Source organism: Actinacidiphila yanglinensis (assembly GCF_900107965.1).
Taxonomy (GTDB): domain Bacteria; phylum Actinomycetota; class Actinomycetes; order Streptomycetales; family Streptomycetaceae; genus Actinacidiphila; species Actinacidiphila yanglinensis.
The window spans coordinates 75,110-93,950 of the sequence record NZ_FNVU01000009.1; the positions used below are offsets into that span (position 1 = coordinate 75,110).

General features: G+C 73.4%; 19 protein-coding genes and 7 tRNA genes. 11 read left to right on the top strand and 15 right to left on the bottom strand.

Annotated features, from left to right (window positions below):
* The first annotated feature begins 274 nt into the window (after positions 1 to 274).
* Together cobA and C4U44_RS21435 are read left to right on the top strand one after the other, a co-directional pair.
* Complete coding sequence (cobA, locus tag C4U44_RS21430) at positions 275 to 1,531, top strand: uroporphyrinogen-III C-methyltransferase (RefSeq protein WP_103887567.1); 1,257 nt, start codon at positions 275 to 277, stop codon at positions 1,529 to 1,531.
* On the top strand, positions 1,528 to 2,343 hold the full coding sequence (locus tag C4U44_RS21435; RefSeq protein ID WP_103887569.1) for a TrmH family RNA methyltransferase: 816 nt from the start codon (positions 1,528 to 1,530) through the stop codon (positions 2,341 to 2,343). Before cobA ends, C4U44_RS21435 begins: the two co-directional genes overlap by 4 nt.
* Before the next feature lie 25 nt (positions 2,344 to 2,368).
* Here C4U44_RS21435 and C4U44_RS21440 read toward each other — a convergent pair whose 3' ends face one another.
* The 7 genes from C4U44_RS21440 to C4U44_RS21470 form a co-directional block, all read right to left on the bottom strand.
* Entirely contained in the window at positions 2,369 to 2,566 is a 198-nt protein-coding gene (locus C4U44_RS21440; protein WP_103887571.1) for a hypothetical protein, read from the bottom strand.
* Positions 2,567 to 2,646: 80 nt separating this feature from the next.
* Positions 2,647 to 2,964: a hypothetical protein gene (locus C4U44_RS21445; protein ID WP_146088310.1), complete on the bottom strand. Its 318-nt coding sequence runs from the start codon at positions 2,962 to 2,964 to the stop codon at positions 2,647 to 2,649.
* A gap of 67 nt (positions 2,965 to 3,031) precedes the next feature.
* Positions 3,032 to 3,631 carry a hypothetical protein gene (locus C4U44_RS21450; RefSeq protein ID WP_146088311.1) on the bottom strand — a complete coding sequence of 200 codons (600 nt, stop codon included), beginning with the start codon at positions 3,629 to 3,631 and terminating at the stop codon, positions 3,032 to 3,034.
* A 14-nt stretch (positions 3,632 to 3,645) separates the two neighbouring features.
* Complete coding sequence (locus C4U44_RS21455) at positions 3,646 to 5,403, bottom strand: hypothetical protein (RefSeq protein ID WP_103887576.1); 1,758 nt, start codon at positions 5,401 to 5,403, stop codon at positions 3,646 to 3,648.
* 175 nt (positions 5,404 to 5,578) lie between these two features.
* Positions 5,579 to 6,703, bottom strand: coding sequence for an acyl-CoA dehydrogenase family protein (locus tag C4U44_RS21460; RefSeq protein ID WP_103887578.1), 1,125 nt, complete (start codon positions 6,701 to 6,703; stop codon positions 5,579 to 5,581).
* Positions 6,700 to 7,914 (bottom strand): acyl-CoA dehydrogenase family protein, encoded by a 1,215-nt coding sequence (locus C4U44_RS21465; RefSeq protein ID WP_103887580.1) that lies wholly within the window; start codon positions 7,912 to 7,914, stop codon positions 6,700 to 6,702. The genes C4U44_RS21460 and C4U44_RS21465 overlap by 4 nt, the downstream gene beginning before the upstream one ends.
* Positions 7,915 to 8,445: 531 nt before the next feature.
* Positions 8,446 to 9,702, bottom strand: coding sequence for a serine/threonine-protein kinase (locus C4U44_RS21470; RefSeq protein ID WP_103887582.1), 1,257 nt, complete (start codon positions 9,700 to 9,702; stop codon positions 8,446 to 8,448).
* A 250-nt stretch (positions 9,703 to 9,952) separates the two neighbouring features.
* Between C4U44_RS21470 and C4U44_RS21475 the strand changes: the two genes are divergently transcribed.
* On the top strand, positions 9,953 to 10,204 hold the full coding sequence (locus C4U44_RS21475; protein ID WP_103887584.1) for a hypothetical protein: 252 nt from the start codon (positions 9,953 to 9,955) through the stop codon (positions 10,202 to 10,204).
* A 554-nt stretch (positions 10,205 to 10,758) separates the two neighbouring features.
* On the opposite strand, the gene C4U44_RS21480 is transcribed toward C4U44_RS21475, so the two are convergent.
* The 5 genes from C4U44_RS21480 to C4U44_RS21505 form a co-directional block, all read right to left on the bottom strand.
* Positions 10,759 to 10,830, bottom strand: a tRNA-Val gene (locus tag C4U44_RS21480).
* Positions 10,831 to 10,841: 11 nt separating this feature from the next.
* A tRNA-Val gene (locus C4U44_RS21485) sits at positions 10,842 to 10,913 on the bottom strand.
* A 44-nt stretch (positions 10,914 to 10,957) separates the two neighbouring features.
* Positions 10,958 to 11,029 (bottom strand) — tRNA-Val (locus tag C4U44_RS21490).
* Positions 11,030 to 11,113: 84 nt separating this feature from the next.
* A tRNA-Cys gene (locus C4U44_RS21500) sits at positions 11,114 to 11,187 on the bottom strand.
* 32 nt (positions 11,188 to 11,219) lie between these two features.
* Positions 11,220 to 11,292: transfer RNA gene (locus C4U44_RS21505), tRNA-Gly, on the bottom strand.
* A gap of 251 nt (positions 11,293 to 11,543) precedes the next feature.
* Here C4U44_RS21505 and C4U44_RS21510 point away from each other — a divergent pair.
* The 3 genes from C4U44_RS21510 to C4U44_RS21520 are packed head-to-tail and all read left to right on the top strand — an operon-like array spanning position 11,544 to position 14,439.
* Positions 11,544 to 12,773 (top strand): chorismate-binding protein, encoded by a 1,230-nt coding sequence (locus C4U44_RS21510; RefSeq protein WP_103887586.1) that lies wholly within the window; start codon positions 11,544 to 11,546, stop codon positions 12,771 to 12,773.
* Positions 12,770 to 13,591, top strand: a complete 822-nt coding sequence (locus tag C4U44_RS21515; RefSeq protein WP_103887588.1) for an aminotransferase class IV — start codon at positions 12,770 to 12,772, stop codon at positions 13,589 to 13,591. The genes C4U44_RS21510 and C4U44_RS21515 overlap by 4 nt, the downstream gene beginning before the upstream one ends.
* Before the next feature lie 11 nt (positions 13,592 to 13,602).
* On the top strand, positions 13,603 to 14,439 hold the full coding sequence (locus C4U44_RS21520; RefSeq protein WP_103887590.1) for a GNAT family N-acetyltransferase: 837 nt from the start codon (positions 13,603 to 13,605) through the stop codon (positions 14,437 to 14,439).
* An 85-nt stretch (positions 14,440 to 14,524) separates the two neighbouring features.
* On the opposite strand, the gene C4U44_RS21525 is transcribed toward C4U44_RS21520, so the two are convergent.
* Positions 14,525 to 15,025 carry a DsbA family protein gene (locus C4U44_RS21525; RefSeq protein WP_103887592.1) on the bottom strand — a complete coding sequence of 167 codons (501 nt, stop codon included), beginning with the start codon at positions 15,023 to 15,025 and terminating at the stop codon, positions 14,525 to 14,527.
* A gap of 222 nt (positions 15,026 to 15,247) precedes the next feature.
* Between C4U44_RS21525 and C4U44_RS21530 the strand changes: the two genes are divergently transcribed.
* Both C4U44_RS21530 and C4U44_RS21535 read left to right on the top strand, forming a co-directional pair.
* The gene (locus C4U44_RS21530; protein ID WP_103887594.1) at positions 15,248 to 15,724 is read left to right on the top strand and encodes a hypothetical protein; all 477 of its coding nucleotides are present in this window, start codon (positions 15,248 to 15,250) and stop codon (positions 15,722 to 15,724) included.
* A gap of 115 nt (positions 15,725 to 15,839) precedes the next feature.
* Positions 15,840 to 16,361, top strand: a complete 522-nt coding sequence (locus tag C4U44_RS21535) for a hypothetical protein (RefSeq protein WP_103887595.1) — start codon at positions 15,840 to 15,842, stop codon at positions 16,359 to 16,361.
* A gap of 54 nt (positions 16,362 to 16,415) precedes the next feature.
* Here the strand turns inward: C4U44_RS21535 and C4U44_RS21540 are convergent, their stop codons facing one another.
* Both C4U44_RS21540 and C4U44_RS21545 read right to left on the bottom strand, forming a co-directional pair.
* On the bottom strand, positions 16,416 to 17,048 hold the full coding sequence (locus C4U44_RS21540; RefSeq protein WP_103887597.1) for a CGNR zinc finger domain-containing protein: 633 nt from the start codon (positions 17,046 to 17,048) through the stop codon (positions 16,416 to 16,418).
* Positions 17,049 to 17,241: 193 nt separating this feature from the next.
* Positions 17,242 to 17,655: an SsgA family sporulation/cell division regulator gene (locus tag C4U44_RS21545; RefSeq protein WP_003959770.1), complete on the bottom strand. Its 414-nt coding sequence runs from the start codon at positions 17,653 to 17,655 to the stop codon at positions 17,242 to 17,244.
* 369 nt (positions 17,656 to 18,024) lie between these two features.
* Here C4U44_RS21545 and C4U44_RS21550 point away from each other — a divergent pair.
* The 3 genes from C4U44_RS21550 to C4U44_RS21560 all read left to right on the top strand — a co-directional run bounded on the left by C4U44_RS21550 (position 18,025) and on the right by C4U44_RS21560 (position 18,816).
* A tRNA-Val gene (locus C4U44_RS21550) sits at positions 18,025 to 18,096 on the top strand.
* Positions 18,097 to 18,244: 148 nt separating this feature from the next.
* A complete protein-coding gene (locus C4U44_RS21555) occupies positions 18,245 to 18,706 on the top strand; it encodes an SRPBCC family protein (RefSeq protein ID WP_103887598.1) in 462 nt (153 codons plus the stop codon).
* Between the two features lie 38 nt (positions 18,707 to 18,744).
* Positions 18,745 to 18,816 (top strand) — tRNA-Val (locus C4U44_RS21560).
* The last annotated feature ends 25 nt before the right edge of the window (positions 18,817 to 18,841 follow it).

Consider the following 18,841-nt stretch of genomic DNA (forward strand, 5'->3'; position numbering starts at 1 on the left):
TTCGCGGAGGGACCCGCACGAACCAGGGGCGTGTGGGGGTGTGCCCCCTGGCTTCGCCGGGAGCACCCCCACCCAGCCGCCAGGCTGGGGGAGAACGGCGCGAGCAACCCCCCACCGGTCGGTGCGCCGGGTACGGGCCGGAAGCTCGACGGCGGGGAATCGTGCAACGGGTGTGCCGGGAACGGACCGGAACCGTGGCGGCGGGGGGCCGTGCAACGGAACGTGGTGGCGCCGCATCGTAAAGTAGGACCATCCCGCAGATGAAGGAGCCCTCATGCCGCACGACGCCCCCGCGTACCCCGTAGGGCTGCGGCTCGCCGGGAGGCGGGTGGTGGTGGTCGGCGGCGGCCAGGTCGCCCAGCGGCGGCTGCCCGCGCTGGTGTCGGCCGGCGCCGACATCGTCCTCGTCTCGCCGTCGGCGACCGCCTCGGTCGAGGCGATGGCCACCGCGGGCGAACTCCGCTGGGAGCGCAGGAAGTACCGCGCGGGCGACCTCGCGGACGCCTGGTACGCGCTGATCGCGAGCACGGACCCGGCGGCGAACGCCGCGGCCAGCGCGGAGGCGGAGGAGCGCCGGGTGTGGTGCGTCCGCAGCGACGACGCCGACGCGGCGACCGCGTGGACCCCGGCGACCGGCCGCAGCGAAGGCGTCACCGTGGCGGTGCTGACCGGTCACGACCCCCGGCGCTCGGCGGCGGTGCGCGACGCGGTGGTCGCGGGGCTGCGGGACGGCACGCTGGTCGCGCCGCACCACCGGGCCCGTACCGCGGGCGTCGCCCTGGTCGGCGGCGGCCCCGGCGACCCCGACCTGATCACGGTGCGCGGCCGCCGGCTCCTCGCGGAGGCCGACGTGGTGGTCGCGGACCGGCTCGGCCCGCGCGACCTGCTCGACGAACTCGGCCCGCACGTCGAGGTGATCGACGCCGCGAAGATCCCGTACGGCCGGGCGATGGCGCAGGAGGCGATCAACGCGGCGCTGGTCGAGCACGCGAAGGCGGGCAAGGCCGTGGTCCGGCTCAAGGGCGGCGACCCGTACGTCTTCGGGCGCGGCATGGAGGAGGCCGAGGCGCTGGCCCGCGAGGGCGTCCCGGTGACGGTGGTGCCCGGCATCTCCAGCTCGATCAGCGTGCCGGCGGCGGTCGGGATCCCGGTCACCCACCGCGGCGTGGCGCACGAGTTCACCGTGGTCAGCGGGCACGTCGCCCCGGAGGACCCGCGCTCGCTGGTGGACTGGGCGGCGCTGGCGAAGCTGCGCGGCACCCTGGTGCTGCTGATGGCGGTGGAACGGATCGAGCCGATCGCGGCGGCCCTGGTCGCGCACGGCCGTCCCGCCGACACCCCGGTCGCCGTCATCCAGGAGGGCACCACCGCCGCCCAGCGCCGCGTGGACGCCACCCTCGGCACCGTCGGCCGGCGGGTCGTCGAGGAGGCGGTGCGCCCGCCCGCGGTGATCGTGATCGGCGACGTGGTGAGCGTGGGCGGCGCCGTGGCGGAGACCGCCCGTGCCGCGGCCGACCGGCACCGGACGTGACCCGGCCGGTCCCCGTCACCGACCCCGCCGACCCGCGGCTGGCCGACTACACCTCCCTCACCGACGTGGAGCTGCGACGGCGCCGCGAGCCCGCGGAGGGCCTGTTCATCGCCGAGGGCGAGAAGGTCATCCGGCGCGCCCTGGCGGCCGGTTACCCCATGCGGTCGATGCTGCTGTCCGCGAAGTGGCTCGGCCCGATGGGGGACGTGATCGACGCGGCGACCGCGCCGGTGTACGAGGTGACGCCCGCGCTCGCCGAGCAGGTCACGGGCTACCACGTGCATCGCGGCGCGCTCGCCGCGATGGCCCGTACCCCGCTGCCCTCCCTGGACGCGCTGCTCGACGGGCTCGGCCCCGGGCCACGCCGGGTCGCCGTCTTCGAGGACACCGTCGACCACGCCAACCTCGGCGCCGGGTTCCGCTCCGCCGCGGCGCTCGGCGTGGATGCGGTGGTGCTCAGCCCGCGCTGCGCCGACCCGTTCTACCGGCGGGCCGTGAAGGTCTCCATGGGCGCGGTGCTCTCCGTGCCCTGGACCCGGCTCACCGACTGGCCGGGCGACCTGGAGCGGCTGCGCGCGCACGGCTTCCGGCTCGCCGCGCTCTGCCTGGCGGAGGACGCCGTCCCCCTCGACGAGCTGGCCGCCGCCGGCCACCCCCGGCTCGCCCTGATGCTGGGCACCGAGGGCGACGGCCTGACCCCCGCAGCGCTGCGCGCCGCCGACACCCGTGTCACCATCCCGATGGCCGCGGGCGTCGACTCCCTCAACGTCGCCGCGGCCTCAGCGGTAGCCTTCTACGCCACCCGCCCATGAGGCTCCGGAGTTCTGCCCGGCGGGCTCACATGGGAGTCGGGAACCCGGTGGGTACGGGGGTGGGGTCGGCGGTGGACGGCCGGTACCGGTCCTCGCTCTGCCCGTCGCGGCAGTCGGCCTGCTTCATCCCGTCCGCCGAGCTCATACTGCTCCCGCACGCACCCAGGACGCAGACGACGGGCAGCACGGGCGCGGCCAGGGCAACGTGGCGGGGGAGCTTCATACGTCCTCGGTTTCCGCAGGGGCCCGGCGGAGTACCCCGCGCGGTCCGTGCTCCGGACTACGGCGCCTGGGTCGGGCCGGTCAGCGCATCCGACCGGACAGCACCCGCCGCTCGCTGTCGGCCTCAGCCTGCGTGACTTCCTTCGGGTGGGCGGCCAGTTCGCTGCTGACGTACGCCGCGAAGGCATTGGCCTGCGTGGTGACGTCGTTGGCCGCCCCGGTCAGGTCAGCCGCCCAGGTGCGCGCCGTGGGACCGACCCACACCGCGCCTTTGCCGCCGGCCATCCGCTTGTCGGCGTCCTTCAGCGACCCGTTCACGGTCGCGAGGTCCTTCTGCACCTCGGTGTTCAGATCGCTGAGCGCCTGCCACATGGGGCTGGGAACTTTCTTGCCCGCCATGGTGATTTCCTCCCGTTGGTGATGCGGGTGTTTCGTGGGCCCGTGAGCGTGGGTGACGGCCGCTTGTCTACGGTGCCATGGTCGGGCCGGTCGGGACGGGGTGCGGGTTGGCGCTCGTCGGCTGAAAGATGTCCACAGATGCGCCTGGAGCGTACTTGGCCAGAATGTCCTTCTGGTCCTTTCCGAGGTGGACGCAACTGCTGTACAGGTCCATGAAACCGCCCGCCGGGACATCGGAGGTCCGCTCCTGGATCAGCAGTTGCAGCTGCATCCCGTCCTTGTTCGCCACGTAGCCTGTTGTCTTGGACATGGTCGCGGTCTCGGTGGGACTCGGCTGCACCTTGTCCAGCGTGAACTTCCACCCCTGGGGGGCTAGCACGGTTCGGAACGTGGACAGGAACTGGGCCGCGGTCATCGAGCCGTCTTTGGCGTTGAGCTCGTTCTCCACCTGGTAGACGGCAAGTTTCGGTTTGTCGGCCGAGCACTTGATGAACTTTCCCCTCCCGATATCCATGTCTATGCCCGACGGGATCGCCCCGTTGACCTTCCAATAGGTCTTGGCGAGCGAGGTCCGGATCGACTGGGGGTCACCCGATGGGCCTGAATCGCCGTCGCTGCAGGCGGTGACGCCGAGGAGGGGTACAAGGGCGAGAGCAAGCAGAGGCATGCGCCGGATCATGTTCACCCAACTCCGGTCAGGGCATCGGCACGCGAGCCGTTGCGGTTGAGGAAGTCCTTGTCCAGCGCGTTGCCCACTGCGGGATCCTTCAGCCATTCGTTGTACGCCTGTTTCTGAGCTGCGGTGGCATGGGCGATGAGGTGGCCGTCATCGGTGAGGAACGGTTTGCCTCCCGTGTACATGTCCGCGTACCGCTGCGGATCGCCTAGAGTGTGGTTCTTCGCGTACTGCTGGCTCGCACCCTCATTCCAGGCGTGCTGCCAGGTTGCCGTGGACGGCGGTGAGCCCATGTCCTTGGGGTCGACTTTCACGATCCGCTTGTTGAGCGTTTCCAGGACGTCGTTGATGACCGCCTTGGAGACGGCCGTGCCGGCTTCGCCGGGTTCGAAGGCGATCTCGACACCTGTCTCAGCGGCCTTGCCCAGCTGATCGCTCACGGTTTCCTGCCATTCCTCGGCATCCGCGTCGCCGGCGGCCTTCTTCTCCTGGTAGACCGTGGTCGCCTCGAAACCGAAGGTGCCCTCAAGGGTGCCGGACGCATTTTCCACCCACGGATTGTCCGGGTCGCTGTCGGCGAGCTGGTCGGCCATCTCCTGACTGTACGACAGCAACTCGGCCGTGGCTTTCGGGTCCTGCATCGACTCGTGGATGAAGCCCTCCCAGTCGGCGCTGGCGACATCGACGTGCCCGGGGCCGAGCGGAGCCGGTGCGGGGTCGGTCAGCGACGCCTGCACGTCGGACCAGTAGTACTCGATGTCGTCGGCGAAGACCTGCTCCACTTCCGGGTGCGCGTGCTCCTCCTGGTGGTTGGCGTAGTACTGCACCAACTTGGTGGTGTTGTCCGCGGCCATGTTCGCGTTGGCTCCAGGACCGGGAATGGTGCCCGCTTCGACGACCGCCGCGAAGTCCTTCGCGTTCGCGTCGAGCAGGCCACCCCGGTTGTTGGAGTCCGATTTCATGAAGGTGGGCAGGACGCCGATGTTGTCGTGCACGAACTGGGTGGCCGCCTTGGGGTCGGCGGCCAGCGCCTTCCAGATCTGGTCGGAGGACGAGGCGTTGCCCGGGGCGAGCGCCTGGGTGCCCAGGTCGGTCAGGACGTCGGCGGGGAAGTTCGCCTCGGTGACGAGCGGTGCGAGGAAGCTGATGTCGTCGTGCCCCGCCGAGTCCTTGTACTGCATGCCCCCGCGCATCGAGGTGGCGACGAAGGTGGCGAACACGGAGCGCCCGGCATCCGGATTGTCGCTGTCGAACTGGCTGGAGTAGGGGGCCATCTGGGCCAGCCGCGCCTGTCCGAGCTCTTTGCAGGAGGCGGCCGCGAAGTCCGGGTCGTCCTCGTTCTGCTGCATCAACTGCAGGTACTGCTGCATGGTGATGTCGCCGTCCTTGTACTTCTTCGCGGCGTCCTTGCCGGCCTTCTGTGCGGCCTCCTGCGTCTTGTATTTGCCCAGGTCCCCGGAGCCGGCCCCGACCATCCCGGTCTGTCCGAAGTCGCCCTCCTCCTTGGCCTCGGCCACCGCGAGGCTGTGCCGGCGCCGTAACATCGGTAACTGGTCCTGGGCCCACGAGAAGTGCTTGTTGATCGTGTTCAGCCGGGTGGCGTCCAGACCGACCCGGTCCGCCTGGCTCATCCAACTGGCGACCAGCCGAGCGCTACTCCCGTTGCCGTCCCAGCCCGTCCTGTTCTTGATCGAGCTGATCATGTCCCAGAGCTGCTGCGGATCTATCCCGCTGAAGTCGCCGCCTCCGCCCGGCTCGACCACAGGGCCCTCCCCCCTGCCGGCCACGGAGGCCGACTCGCAAGCATGACCCTGACATCCTGCCAAGGCGAGCGCCCCGGCACCCGGACGGGGTGTCACAGTCACGCAACAGCGCGTGAGGATACGGTGAGGGGGCGAGGGGAGGGCGGGCCGGGCCCGATGGTCGGGCGGGTCGGGGTCAGTTGACGGGTGCGGGCAGGTTCACCAGTTCGGCCAGGGCGGCGCGGTGGCGGCCCGGGGTGCCCAGGGCGATCTCGTCGGCCTTCGCCCGCTTGAGGTAGAGGTGCGCGGGGTGCTCCCACGTCATCCCGATCCCGCCGTGCAACTGCACCGCCTCCTCGGCCGCGTGCACCGCGACGACGGCCGCGTACGACTGGGCGACCGCGACGGCCACCGGTGCGTCGGGGGAGCCGGTCGCGAGCGCGTCGGCCGCGGCCCGGGCCGCCGCGCGGGCCGAGACGACCTCCAGCCACAGGTCGGCCAGCCGGTGCTTGAGCGACTGGAACGAGCCGACCACCCGCCCGAACTGGTGCCGCTGCCCGAGGTAGCGGACCGTCTCGTCGAGGCACCACTGCGCCACGCCCACCTGCTCGGACGCGAGCAGGCCGGCGCCGGCCAGCAGCGCCGCGTCGAGCGCGGCGGCCGCGTCGTCGCCGGGCAGCGGCCGCGCCGCGCAGCCGTCGAAGGACACGTCCGCCAGCGGCCGGGTCAGGTCCAGCGAGCTGAAGCGTTCGACCGTCGCGCCGGTCACGGCCACCTCGTACAGGCCGGCGCCCTGCGGGCCGACCGCGGGCACCACCAGCACGTCGGCGCCGACCACGTCCGCGACGCTGGTCACCCGCCCGGTCAACCGGCCCTCGCCGTCCGCCCGCACGCCCGCCGGGAAACCACTGCCGGGTGTCGCCGACAGGGGGACCGCCAGCGCCGCGGCCTGTTCGCCCGTCGCCAGCCGCCGCAACAGGTCCGCCGCACCGCCGTCCGCGAGGTCGCAGCCGAGCAGCGCCGTGGTGGCCAGCACCGCGCTGCCGAGGAACGGCGACGGTGCCACCGCGCCGCCCAACTCCTCGAGTACGACGGCCGCTTCCCGCGCGGAGGCGCCCTGGCCGCCGAGCTTCTCGGGCACCAGCAGCCCGGCCAGCCCGAGTTCGGCCGCCAGCGTGCGCCACAGCCGCGGATCGTACGGCTGCTCGCCCTCGACCCGGGCGAGCACCGCGTCCGGCGGGCAGCGGTCGGCGAGCAGGTCGCGCACGGCCGCGCGCAGGTCGTCCTCGACGTCGGAGTACAGCAGGTTCGGCGCGCTCATCGGGGCAGGTCCTTCCAGGCGGCGTCCTTGTCGGTACGGGGCTCCGCCGGCAGGCCCAGCACCCGCTCGGCGATGATGTTGCGCAGGATCTCCGAGGTGCCGCCCTCGATGGAGTTGCCCTTCGCCCGCAGGTAGCGGTAGCCCGCGTCGCGACCGTAGAAGTCGACGCTGCGCGGCCGGACCATCGTCCAGTTGCCGTAGCGCAGGCCCTCCTCGCCGAGGAGCTCGACCTCAAGACCGCTGATCCGCTGGTTGAGCCGGGCGAAGGTGAGCTTCAGGCCCGCGCCCTCCGGCCCGGGCGATCCCACCGCGAGCTGCTGCCGCACCCGTTCCGCCGTCAGCCTCGCCACCTCCGCGTCGACCCACGCGGTCAGCAACCGGTCGTGCAGTTCGGGGGTACGCAGCTCCGGCCGCTCCCGCCAGGCCGCCGCGGGCCCGGCGACCATGCCCGCCTCGCGGGGCAGCACCATGCCACCTATCGCGACCCGCTCGTTCATCAAGGTGGCCTGCGCGACCCGCCAGCCGTCGCCGATCTCGCCCAGCCGGTGCGCGTCGGGGATCCGCACCCCGGTCAGGAACACCTCGTTGAACTCCGCCTCGCCGGTGATCTGGCGCAGCGGCCTGACCTCCACGCCCGGGTCGGTCATGTCGCACACGAAGTAGGTGATGCCTTGGTGCTTGGGGACGTCCGGGTCGGTACGGGCGATGAGGATCGCCCAGCGCGCGGTGTGGGCGCTGGAGGTCCACACCTTCTGGCCGTCCACGATCCAGTCGCCGCCGCCCGGTTCGCGCACCGCCCGGGTACGCAGGCCGGCCAGGTCCGATCCGGCGCCCGGCTCCGAGAACAGCTGGCACCAGACCTCCTCGCCGGTCCACAGCGGGCGCAGGAAGCGGTGCTTCTGCTCCTCGGTGCCGTAGCGGAGGATGGTCGGCGCGGCCATGCCCAGGCCGATGCCTATGCGGCGCGGGTCGTTGTCCGGCGCGGCCGCGGCCGCGAGTTCCGCGTCCACCACGGGCTGGAGCGATCGCGGGGCGCCGAGGCCGCCGAGGCCCTCCGGGAAGTGCACCCACGCGAGGCCCGCGTCGAAGCGGGCGCGCAGGAAGCCGTCCGGGGGGCTGTCTCCCGGCGGGTGCGCGGCGAGCAGCTCGCTCACCCTCGTGTGCAGCTCCGCCGCGTCGACGGTGCGTTCCGTTCCACGGGGTTTCGCCATCCCGCTGCCGTCCTTCCCTCACCCGTCCCGACCCTAAGCAAGCGCTTGTTAACGTACCCGACCACCCCCTGCGCTGCCTAGGGCCGCCGGCCCACCCGTCCTGCCGGGTGCCGCCTGCCCCCGGACCACCTGCCGGTGGGTGGCGTGTGGGGGTCCCCCAGGCGGAGCTCTGGTCGCGCAGTTCTCCCCCAGCCTGGCGGCTGGGAGGCCCCCACGCGCCCCTTGGGCGGTGCCCCGTGCGGTGTGTGGCCTGCTTGCGCGCCGTGGTGGTTGGTCGCGCAGTTCCCCGCGCCCCTGGGCGGTGCCCCTGTGCGGTGCGTGGTCTGCTTGCGCGCCGTGGTGGCTGGTCGCGCAGTTCCCCGCGCCCCTGGGTGGTGGGCGTCTTCCGCGAGACCGGCCTCGCTTGCCCGGCCCGGCAGCCCGCAGCCGACAGCGGCGAGTAGCCCCTCAGGGGCGCGGGAAACGGCGCGATCAGCCACCCACCGGCAGGTGGTCCGGGAGAGGGCGGCACCAGGCAACCCGGGCGGACCGTCACACAGCCTGGAGCACCGCGATACAGATCGCCGCAAGAAGGGTGACGATGACGAACACGAAGACCCGTTGCCGGAGCAGCCTGCGCCGCGGATCGGGCGCGACCGGCCGCCGATTCGCGGGGGTGCGCCCGGCAGGCGTCCGCCCGGTGGGAGTACGCCCCGCAGGGGTACGAGCCGCCGGGGTCCGCGCCGCCGCGCCCCGCCCCGAAGGCGTCCGGCCCGCCGGCCGCCCCACCCGCTCACCCGTGCCCCCGCCGGCGGCACCGGCACCGGCACCCCCGCCGGTGGCAGACGCGGCCCCCCCGGAGGAACCGGTGGCCGGCCGCCCCCCGTTGGACGCCACCGCCCCCCGCTCCGTGCGCTGCTGCGCGTACTCCTCCGCGCGCCGCCCGGTCGGCCGCTCCGGCCGCGGCTGCCGGATCGTCGCCAGCCCGCGCGCCTCACGCGTCGCGATCTCCGCCAGCCGGTCGGAGAGCTGGACGGTGCTCGGCCGCTCCTCCGGATCCTTCGCCAGGCACGCGTACACCAGCGGGGCGAGCGCATCCGGGACCCCGATGAGATCGGGCTCCTCGTGCACCACCCGGTAGAGCATCACCTCGGAGCTGCCCTGCCCGAAGGGCGAGTCCGCGGTCGCCGCGTACGCCAGCGTCGCCCCGAAGGCGAACACGTCCGTCGCCGGGGTGACCGCCGCGCCGCGCACCTGCTCCGGCGCGAGGAACCCGGGCGAGCCGACCGCCGTCCCGACGTGGGTCAGCGTGCTCGCCCCGGTCGCCCAGGCGATGCCGAAGTCGATGATGCGCGGTCCCTTGGGCGACAGCAGGATGTTCGACGGCTTCAGGTCGCGGTGGACGACGCCCGCCTCGTGCACGGCGACCAGCCCCTCCGCCAGGGCCGCGCCGATCGCGGCCACCTCGGCGGCCGGCAGGATGCCGTCCTCGGCGACCTTGTCGTGCAGGGACGGCCCGGGGACGTACTGCGTGGCGAACCAGGGGCGCTCGGCCTCCAGGTCCGCGGCGACCAGCCGGGCGGTGCAGCCGCCCCTGATCCGCCGCGCCGCCGACACCTCGCGGGCGAACCGGGACCGGAACTCCTGGTCCTCGGCCAGCTCCGGCCGGATCACCTTCAGCGCCACCCGCTGCCCGCGCTTGTCCGCGCCCAGGTACACCACGCCCATGCCGCCCGCGCCCAGCCGCCGGTGCAGCCGGAACGAGCCGACGACTCGCGGGTCCTCGCGCCGGAGCCGCATCATCGCCATGTCTTCCCGTCCCCTACCCTCCGGTGGTGGGGGAGAGGGCCCCACTCCGCGTCGCTGGCCGGTCGGCCGTCCACAGCTTACGTACTCAAGTCCCCCCGCGCGCTGAAGCCTCGCAGGCGACGGGCGGTGAATTGTCAGTGCCCGGTGGCATTCTGAAGGTACGGAAGAGCGGTGCCCGCCGTCCGGGCCCGGGCCGGGGCCGCGCTCCGTGATGACGCCAACGGGCAGTCCACCGAGGGGGAGTGACGCCGTGAAAGGTGATCGTGTGGAGATAGTCGTCGACGCGGGTGACACCACCCGCACCTATGAGGTGACCGCGACCCGTGCCGGCCGCCGGGTCGAGACCGCGGTGCGGCGCGGGGTGGTGGAGGTGAGCGAGGTCACCCGCAGCGGCACCGCGGTGCGTACCGCCCGCTTCATGGCCACCCGGGTGCTCGCGCTCGTCGAGCACCCCGTGCCCCGCGAGGACCCGACCCCGGCCGCGGCCCCGGGAGCCGCCTGACCTGCCCGCCCGCATCCACCCAGGGGAGTAGCCGGGAGGGTGGAGGGTCATCCTCCGGGAGGCCGGAAAAGGGGTCCGAAGGCATGACGACCCGGCCTCCCGCGCCCCATAGATTTGAGGTCAAGCGGCGGACGACGCACTCGTCCCCCGAGGTCAAGCGTTCGCCGCCCTACGTGCACACCGAAGATCGGCACCACCACGGATCAGCACCACCACAGTTCCGATCGCCGCCGCATTCCGCGGCGCGATCGCCACAGACGTCGTCCGTGACCGGCCTGTTGGGGCGTCACACCACGCTTCAGGTCCGGAAGAGCGGTCCGGGCCAGGGACCACCGGTCTCAACCCCGTGGGGACGGGGGTAGGGCGGACGGCAGCGGTTGCCCGGGTATCAGCCGATACCCGGGCACAGCGCTGTTCGGGGTCGTTGCGCGCGGCGAGGCCCTGTGAGGGCCCACCCCCGCCGCCGCACCCGCGAAGCCGGGCCCGGGGCCCAGCCCGCACCGGGACAACGCGAAAGGGCCGGAGACGCTTCCGTCTCCGACCCTCTTCGTGCGTGGACGATACTGGGATTGAACCAGTGACCTCTTCCGTGTCAGGGAAGCGCTCTCCCGCTGAGCTAATCGTCCGGGGATACGCGTGCGCGATACTGGGATTGAACCAGTGACCTCTTCCGTGTCAGGGAAGCGCTCTCCCGCTGAGCTAATCGCGCGGGGGTCCAGCAGGGGTGTGGCAAAGGCCCCGATCAGGGGCCCGTGGACGATACTGGGATTGAACCAGTGACCTCTTCCGTGTCAGGGAAGCGCTCTCCCGCTGAGCTAATCGTCCGGGGATACGCGTGCGCGATACTGGGATTGAACCAGTGACCTCTTCCGTGTCAGGGAAGCGCTCTCCCGCTGAGCTAATCGTCCTTGGAGGTGGAGACGGGATTTGAACCCGTGTAGACGGCTTTGCAGGCCGTTGCCTCGCCTCTCGGCCACTCCACCAACAGCAGGGGCTCGGGTGTTCCCCCACATCGAGCGGACGACGAGATTCGAACTCGCGACCCTCACCTTGGCAAGGTGATGCTCTACCAACTGAGCCACGTCCGCAGGTGCCGCCACCGTAGACTCCTCGGCGACGAGTTGAACTCTAGCGGATTCCCGGTCCAGCTCAAAAACCGGTTTCCGCAGCGTGCCGGGCCAATGACAAGCTGTTGACGGCCAGACGGCCGGCGGCACCCGCTCGGCGACAGCTCGATCGCCCCGCCGGACAGGCCCCTCACCTGCGCGGTCCGACCCCGTCCCCCGTCCCCGCCCGACCACCAGGAACCGCCGTGCGCGACCCCGTTGCCCTGCCCCCGATGGCCCGTTTCGGCCCGCTCGTCGCCACCGACCTCCGCGACGTCACCGACGACCTGGCCGCGCTCGACTCCGCCGGCTTCTGGGCGGTCGCGGCGGACTTCGACGGCCGTACGGTGTGTGCCCGGTTCGGCGACGTCCGCCGCGAGCCCCGCCCGGCTCCGCGGCCCGGGCCGGCGGGCTGGCGCGGCCCGGACCCGCGCGCCTGGACCTCCTCCATGGACCGGGCGGCGTACGAGCGGGGCGTGCGGGAGATCCGGGCCAGGATCGCGACCGGGGACGTCTACCAGGTCAACCTCTGCCGGGTGCTGACCGCGCCGCTGCCCCCCGACTCCGACCCCGCGGTGGCCCCGGCGGACGCGGCGGCCCCGGGCGACGCGGACATCGACGCGCTCGGCGCGGTCCTCGCGCAGGGCAACCCCGCCCCGTACGCCGGCACCATCCGGCTGCCCGCGCACGGCGTGGAGATCGCCACCGCGTCCCCGGAGCTCTTCCTGCGCCGCCGCGGCCCGGTCGTGGAGTCCGGCCCGATCAAGGGCACCGCCCGCACCGCCGAGGACTTCCTCGCCAAGGACCATGCCGAGAACGTGATGATCGTCGACCTGGTGCGCAACGACCTGGGGCGGGTCTGCGCCACCGGCTCGGTCACCGTGCCCGCCCTGTGCGCGGTCGAGCCGCACCCGGGGCTGGTGCACCTGGTCTCCACCGTGCGCGGCGAGTTGCGGCCCGGCGCGGGCTGGCCCGAGCTGTTCGCCGCCGCGTTCCCGCCCGGCTCGGTCACCGGCGCCCCCAAGTCCAGCGCGCTGCGGATCATCGGCGAGCTGGAGACGGCCCCGCGCGGGCCGTACTGCGGCGCGATCGGCTGGGTCGACGCCGACCGCGGCACCGCCGAACTCGCGGTCGGCATCCGCACGTTCTGGATCGACCGGGACCTTCCCGGCGGTCCGGTGCTGCGCTTCGGCGCCGGCGCCGGGATCACCTGGGGCTCCGACCCGGCCGGCGAGTGGGCCGAGACCGAGTTGAAGGCCGCACGCCTTCTGGCGGTAGCGTCGGGGGAGTACACGGGTGCGTACCCGGCTGAGGACCGGGGCGGGTACGCGAGCGGGTCCGCGGGTGAGCACGGCGGGGAGCACGACGCCCCTACGGAGCGGCCAGCACCCGCAGGCCCGCGCGACACGGCGGAGCGGTTCCCGGCCGGGGAGCCGAGCGGCGGCGAAAGGACAGTGCGGTGAGGATCTGGGTGGACGGCGGGCTGCGGGACGCGGCCGACGCCACGGTGTCGGTGCTCGACCACGGCCTGACGGTCGGCGACGGCGTCTTCGAGACCCTCAAGGCCACCGACGGCCGGGCCTTCGCGACCACCCGCCACCTGAAGCGGCTGGCCCGTTCCGCCCGCGGACTCGGCCTGCCCGAGCCCGACCTCGACGAGGTGGCCCGTGCCTGCGAGGCGGTGCTCGCCGCGAACCCGATGCCGCTCGGCCGGCTGCGCGTCACCTACACCGGCGGCACCTCCCCGCTCGGCTCGGAACGCGGCGACGCCGGCCCCACCCTCGTGGTCGCCCTCGGCGAGGCGAGCCGCCGCCCGGACGCCACCGCCGCGGTCACCGTGCCCTGGACGCGCAACGAGACCAGCGCGCTGGCCGGTCTGAAGACCACCTCCTACGGGGAGAACGTGGTCGCCCTGGGCCGCGCGCACGCCGCCGGCGCCTCCGAGGCGCTGTTCGCCAACACCCGCGGGCAGTTGTGCGAGGGCACCGGCTCCAACGTGTTCGTGGTCCTCGACGGCCGCCTGGTCACCCCGCCGCTGGAGTCGGGCTGCCTGGCCGGCATCACCCGCGCGCTCGTCGCCGAGTGGACCGGCGCCGAGGAGGCCGAACTGCCGCTGGACGTCCTCGCCGAGGCCGACGAGGTGTTCCTGACCTCGACCCTGCGCGACGTGCAGGCCGTGCAGCGGGTCGACGACCGCGTGCTGCCCGCTGCCCCGGGGCCGGTCACCGCCAAGGCGATGCGGGTCTTCGCCGAGCGGGCCGCCGCCGACACCAACCCGTAGGAGCGTGCGCCGTGACCACCACCCTCCGCCCGGCCCGGCCGGTGCGTGACGAGGCCGACGGCTCGCGTTCGGCGCTCTACACGGTGTGCGTCAACAGCCGCCCCGTCGGCGCCGTCACGCTCTCCACCCACCGCCGTCACGGGCCCGCCGTCGGCCGGATCAACGCCCTGGCGATCGACGAGCCCGAGCGGCACCGAGGCCGCGGCACCGTGGCCGCGCTCGCCGCGGAGGAGGTGCTGCGGCAGTGGGGGTGCACCCGGGTCGAGACCACCGTCGGCGCCGACATGCCGCACGCCCTGCGGATGGCGGCCGCCCTCGGCTACACCGAGCGCAACCGCACCATGCGGCTCCCGCTGCCCGACGCGCCCGAAGCCGCCCGGCACGCCCTGCCCCAGGGCACCACCCTGCGCCCGATGCGCGAGGAGGAGTACGACGCGTGGCGCGCGCACGAGCGGGACACCTACATCGCCACCCTCACCGGCGCCGGCCTTCCCCCCGACCAGGCCGCGAGCGAGGAGGCCGCCGGCTTCGACCAGGCCTTCCCCGCCGGCCTGGCCACCCCCGGCGTCGCGATCCTCGTCCTCGAACGTGACGGCGCCCCTGTCGGGCACCTCGCGTGGATACGGCTGGCCGACCCGTCCTGGGTGGCCTCCGTGGAGATCGACCCCGCCCACCGCGGCCAGGGGCTCGGCCGCGCCCTGATGCACGTCGCCGAGGACCTCACCCGGGACGGCGGCGCCTCCGCCCTCGCGCTCAACGTCTTCGCGGCGAACACCCCCGCGGTCCGCCTCTACGAGTCCCTGGGCTACCGCCCGACCGACCACCACTTCGGCAAGCCGCTGCTCTGAGCCGCATCCGTCGGGCACGGCGTGACGGCAGCGGCCACGCCCTCCCCCCAGCGGGTTCGGGCGCGGCCGGGTGCCGTCGGGGCACTCAGGCCAGCAGGCGGTCCGCGATCTGCTCGATCCGCTCGCGCAGCCCCTCCTGGGCCTTGGAACCGTCGAGCATCTCGCCGTCGATGACGTACGTCGGCGTGCCGGTCACCCCGATCGCCTTGCCCTCGGCCACGTCGGCGTCGACCACCAGCAGGTGCCGGCCGTCGATCAGCGCGGTGTCCACCTCCTCGGCGTCCAGCCCCAGTTCGGCCGCCACCTCGACCAGGACCGGCTCGCCGCGCCGGGCGAACTCCTCCACCCGCGCCAGCACCGCCTCGGCGTACGGCCAGCCGCGGCCCTGCGCGTGCGCCTCCTCGTACGCCTGCGCCGCGGCCTGCGCGTGCTCGTGCTTGACCAGCGGGAAGTGCCGCAACTGGATGTCGAGCGCGGCGCCGTAACGCTCGCGCAGCGCCCGCACGTCGGCCAGGGCGGTGTGGCAGTCCGGGCACTGCAGCTCGCACCAGATGTCGAGCACGACGGGGGAGGGGGTTTCGCTCATACCGCCAGTCTCCCACCTGGGCGGAAGGCCGCCCGCCGTACGCCGCCTCCCCCTCGCGACGTACCGCTGACGGAGGAGGCATCCCTGAGATCCCCCCCAACTCCGCGGAACCGACCGCTGCGTCATGGCCGCCGGGGCCCCGGGCGAGGCAGGATGGAGGGGACCACTCCCGCGGGGCCCGGCCGGACCCGCGGGCCGCCCCGCCGCCGCAGGAGCCGCAGGATGCTGACCGACACGCTGTGCGCCGCCCTGACCGCGGGCGGCCTGGCCATCGCGATCGTGACCGCCTACCGCCGCAGATTCCTGGCCGCGACCCGGATCGCGGCGTTCTCGCTGCTTCCCTTCGGCCTGGCGCTGGCCGGCCTGGTCACCCTCGGCCGCAAGGTCGGCACCGCCACCGGAGACTGGGCCGTCGACCTCGTCTTCAAGCCGACCGTCTGGCTCGGCTTCGGCGTCATCGCCTGCTCCGCGCTGCTCTTCGGCGTGACCCGGCTGTTCTCCGGCCGTCGCCGGCGGCGCGGCGGCGACTCCGCCGGGACCGGTCCCGCGGCGGTGGCCGGCGGCGCCCGGGCGGCGGGCCCCGCGGCCGAGCCGGCCCCCGCGCTCGGCGCCGCCAAGCGGCGCTCCCGAGGCTCCTCGGACAGCGGTCTGTCGGACTTCGCGGACATCGAGGAGATCTTGAAGCGGCGCGGTATCTGAGCCCATCGCAGGCCCTCCGCGCAAGTCGGTCCCGGCATCCGAGACACAGGTAAACGCCCTTGTAAAGTCTGCGTGTTGGGCCGCGCGGGGTGCCGCGCTGCGCGATCATCGCGGTGTGCTGCCCACCCACGGGGACGTCATCGCCCCTCCGCGGCCGGAGCGTGCCGGACCGCCCGTTTCCGCCCTCGCCGCCCTCATCACCCTCACCGCCGCCGGCTGCGCCCGACCGGTGCTCGTCGTCAGGCCCGTACTGACCGCCGCGCCCGTCCGCGCGGCGCTGCCCCCCGCGCCGCCGCGCCCGCAGCTCCCGGGTCGTACCGGGAAACCCGTCCCGCCGGTACGGACCGGTTTCCCGGTACGACCCGGCCTGCCCGGCGTGCCGTCGGTGACCACCGTTCCCGTGCTGCCCGTCGTACCGGTGGGGCCCGGCCGGCGCCCCGCCGGGCCGCGGACCGCTCCTGCCGCTCCCGCGGATCCTGCCGGGCGTGCGGCCCGGCGGGCGGCGCGGCGCCGCGGCGAGTTCATCGAGCCCCGGGGATGCCTGTACGCGCTCTCGCAGCCACCGCTGATGCTCTTCCTGTGCGTGATCGGCGGACTGCTCGGCGCGGGCGCGGGGTGGGACCTGCTCTTCCTCTAGCCCGCGGGCGGCCCTCCGGCGGCTTCTCCGGCCGTACGGGCCCCGCGTGCCGTCTCAGGCCTCCGCGGGCTCCGGGCCGCGCGCCGTCCGTTCCGCCTGCTCCTGCTGCTCCTGCTGCTCCGGCTGTCCCGCCCCCTCCGCCTCGCGCCTGCGCGCCCGGTACGCGGCGACGTGCAGGCGGTTCCCGCAGGTGCGGCTGTCGCAGTAGCGGCGGGAGCGGTTGCGGGACAGGTCCACGAAGGCGCGGCGGCAGGTCGGGGCCTCGCAGCGGCGCAGCCGCTCCCGCTCGCCGGTGATGACCAGGAAGGCGACCGCCATGCCGCAGTCCGCGGCGAGGTGGGCGGCCAGTGAAGCGCCGGGCGAGAAGTAGTGCACGTGCCACGCGTAGCCGTCGTGGTCGGTGAGCCGGGGCGTGGTGCCGGCCTCGGCGATCATCGCGTTGAGCACGGACACGGCGGTGGCGTCGTCGGGCGCGGTGAACACCTCGGTGAAGCGGGCGCGGATCGCCTGGACCGCGCCGACGTCGCCCTGGTCGAGCCCGGCGACCTCGCTGACCTTGTGCTGCGCCACGAAGCCCCGCAGGGCGGCGACGTCGCCCAGGCGCTCGCGGCCCTGGATCTGCGGCGCGGAGTTGACCAGGTGCACCACGCGATCGAGCGCGCACCTGATGTCGTGGTTGATCAGCACGGGATCGCTCCTGCCGGCGTATGTGCGGCTGCGTTCCGGTGACTGTAGCGCGGGAGCCGCCGCCGTGGGGGTCCACTCCCACGGCGGCGGCTCCGTTGCCTGCGGCGCCGGACCGCTGGTGGTGGTCCGGCGCGGCTGGTGGTCCGGGCGTCCCCCCGAGTAGGACGACCGCGGACGGTATGGGATACGGGGCTCAGCTCTCCGCGAGGATGTGCGAGAGCTCCGTGTCCAGATCGAAATGGCGGTGCTCGGTGCCCGGTGGGACCGCGGCGTCCGTCCGCTTCAGGAAGGACTCCAGGGCCCGCGCCGGGGCTTCGAGCAGGGCTTCGCCCTCGGGGGAGCTGAGGGCGATGCACACGACGCCCTGACCGTGGCTGCGGGACGGCCAGACTCTGACGTCGCCGGTGCCGGTGGGGCGGTGCAGCCCCTCGGCGAGCAGGTCGCGGGCGAACACCCATTCGACCGTCTCTTCGGCTCCGGTGTGGAAGGTGGCGTGCACGGCATACGGATCGGCCGTGTCGTACCGCAAGCCCGCGGGTACAGGCAGTGAGGATTCGCTCGACACAACGAGGCGCAGGTGCAGCTCGCAGCTGACCGTGGTGTTCATAAGCGCCAGGGCCTTTCGCTCAGTGTGCGCTCGGGGATTCGCACGTCGGCGAAATCGACATGCCACCTGCGGGGACGTTGTAAACCCCTCTGAGGTGTTTGTGGGGGTTCTGGTAGCTCGTCCGGCCCTGCACGAAGACCCGATCGGAGCCGTTTCATGACGGTTGGGGCGGGCTGGTGATGTGGCGCATCCGCTACGGAGAGTGACGCTTCGGGGGGCATTGGTGCCCCGGTGGATTCCGGTCGGGATTCCGCGCCGGCCGCGCGGCGGGTCCGGGCCGGGTCCGGGCGGGGTCCGGGCGGGGGCGGGGCGCGTGCCACGGGGTGGTCGGAAGGGTCTGCCGGGTGCGGTAAAGTTGTTCACGCGCCGGGGCGATTAGCTCAGCGGGAGAGCACTTCGTTCACACCGAAGGGGTCACTGGTTCGATCCCAGTATCGCCCACCCGGAGAAGGTCCCGGGTCGTCCGTCATCGGATGACCCGGGACCTTTCGCATGCGCCCGGCCGCGCGCCCCCGCGGGTTGCCCGGCCGCGCGGTTCCCCGCCCTCCCGGGTGCTCCCACGGCCCAACTCGCGGCGCACACTGGGACCATGGACTGGAGCCACTACCGATTCCGCAGCTCCTGGCGGCTCGACGCCGAACCCGACACCGTCTACCGCCTGCTGGAGCGCCCCGACCAGTACCCGGAGTGGTGGCCCCAGGTCCGCGAGGTCCGGCAGACCGGCGAGACCAGCGGGGTGCTGCGCTTCCGTTCGGCGCTGCCCTACGACCTCGTCGTCACCGCCCGCTCGACGCGGCACGACCCCGAGGCCCGGGTGCTCGAAGTCGCCATGACCGGCGACCTCGACGGCTGGGTCCGCTGGACCGTCCAGCCCGCGCCGGCCGGTGCCACCCGGCTCCTCTTCGAGCAGGAGGTCAGGGTCCGCAAGCGCCTGATGCGGGTGCTCGCGGTGCCCTGCCGGCCGCTCTTCCGCGCCAACCACGCCGCCATGATGCGGTCCTGCCGCCGAGGGTTGAGCGGCCGTCTCGCCGCCGCACGGCTTTCCGTTTGAACCCGCCCCGATCACCGCTGTATGGTTCAGGTCGTCCCGGGCGATTAGCTCAGCGGGAGAGCACTTCGTTCACACCGAAGGGGTCACTGGTTCGATCCCAGTATCGCCCACCCCATCAGCGCTGACCGCGTGTCA

Bases quoted from the DNA above. Each gene is read 5' to 3' on its own strand.
- cobA (WP_103887567.1), top strand. From the start codon at position 275: ATGCCGCACGACGCCCCCGCGTACCCCGTAGGGCTGCGGCTCGCCGGG.
- C4U44_RS21440 (WP_103887571.1), bottom strand. From the start codon at position 2,566: ATGAAGCTCCCCCGCCACGTTGCCCTGGCCGCGCCCGTGCTGCCCGTC.
- C4U44_RS21445 (WP_146088310.1), bottom strand. From the start codon at position 2,964: ATGGCGGGCAAGAAAGTTCCCAGCCCCATGTGGCAGGCGCTCAGCGAT.
- C4U44_RS21450 (WP_146088311.1), bottom strand. From the start codon at position 3,631: ATGCCTCTGCTTGCTCTCGCCCTTGTACCCCTCCTCGGCGTCACCGCC.
- C4U44_RS21460 (WP_103887578.1), bottom strand. From the start codon at position 6,703: ATGAGCGCGCCGAACCTGCTGTACTCCGACGTCGAGGACGACCTGCGC.
- C4U44_RS21465 (WP_103887580.1), bottom strand. From the start codon at position 7,914: ATGGCGAAACCCCGTGGAACGGAACGCACCGTCGACGCGGCGGAGCTG.
- C4U44_RS21470 (WP_103887582.1), bottom strand. From the start codon at position 9,702: ATGGCGATGATGCGGCTCCGGCGCGAGGACCCGCGAGTCGTCGGCTCG.
- C4U44_RS21510 (WP_103887586.1), top strand. From the start codon at position 11,544: ATGGCCCGTTTCGGCCCGCTCGTCGCCACCGACCTCCGCGACGTCACC.
- C4U44_RS21525 (WP_103887592.1), bottom strand. From the start codon at position 15,025: ATGAGCGAAACCCCCTCCCCCGTCGTGCTCGACATCTGGTGCGAGCTG.
- C4U44_RS21530 (WP_103887594.1), top strand. From the start codon at position 15,248: ATGCTGACCGACACGCTGTGCGCCGCCCTGACCGCGGGCGGCCTGGCC.
- C4U44_RS21545 (WP_003959770.1), bottom strand. From the start codon at position 17,655: ATGAACACCACGGTCAGCTGCGAGCTGCACCTGCGCCTCGTTGTGTCG.
- C4U44_RS21555 (WP_103887598.1), top strand. From the start codon at position 18,245: ATGGACTGGAGCCACTACCGATTCCGCAGCTCCTGGCGGCTCGACGCC.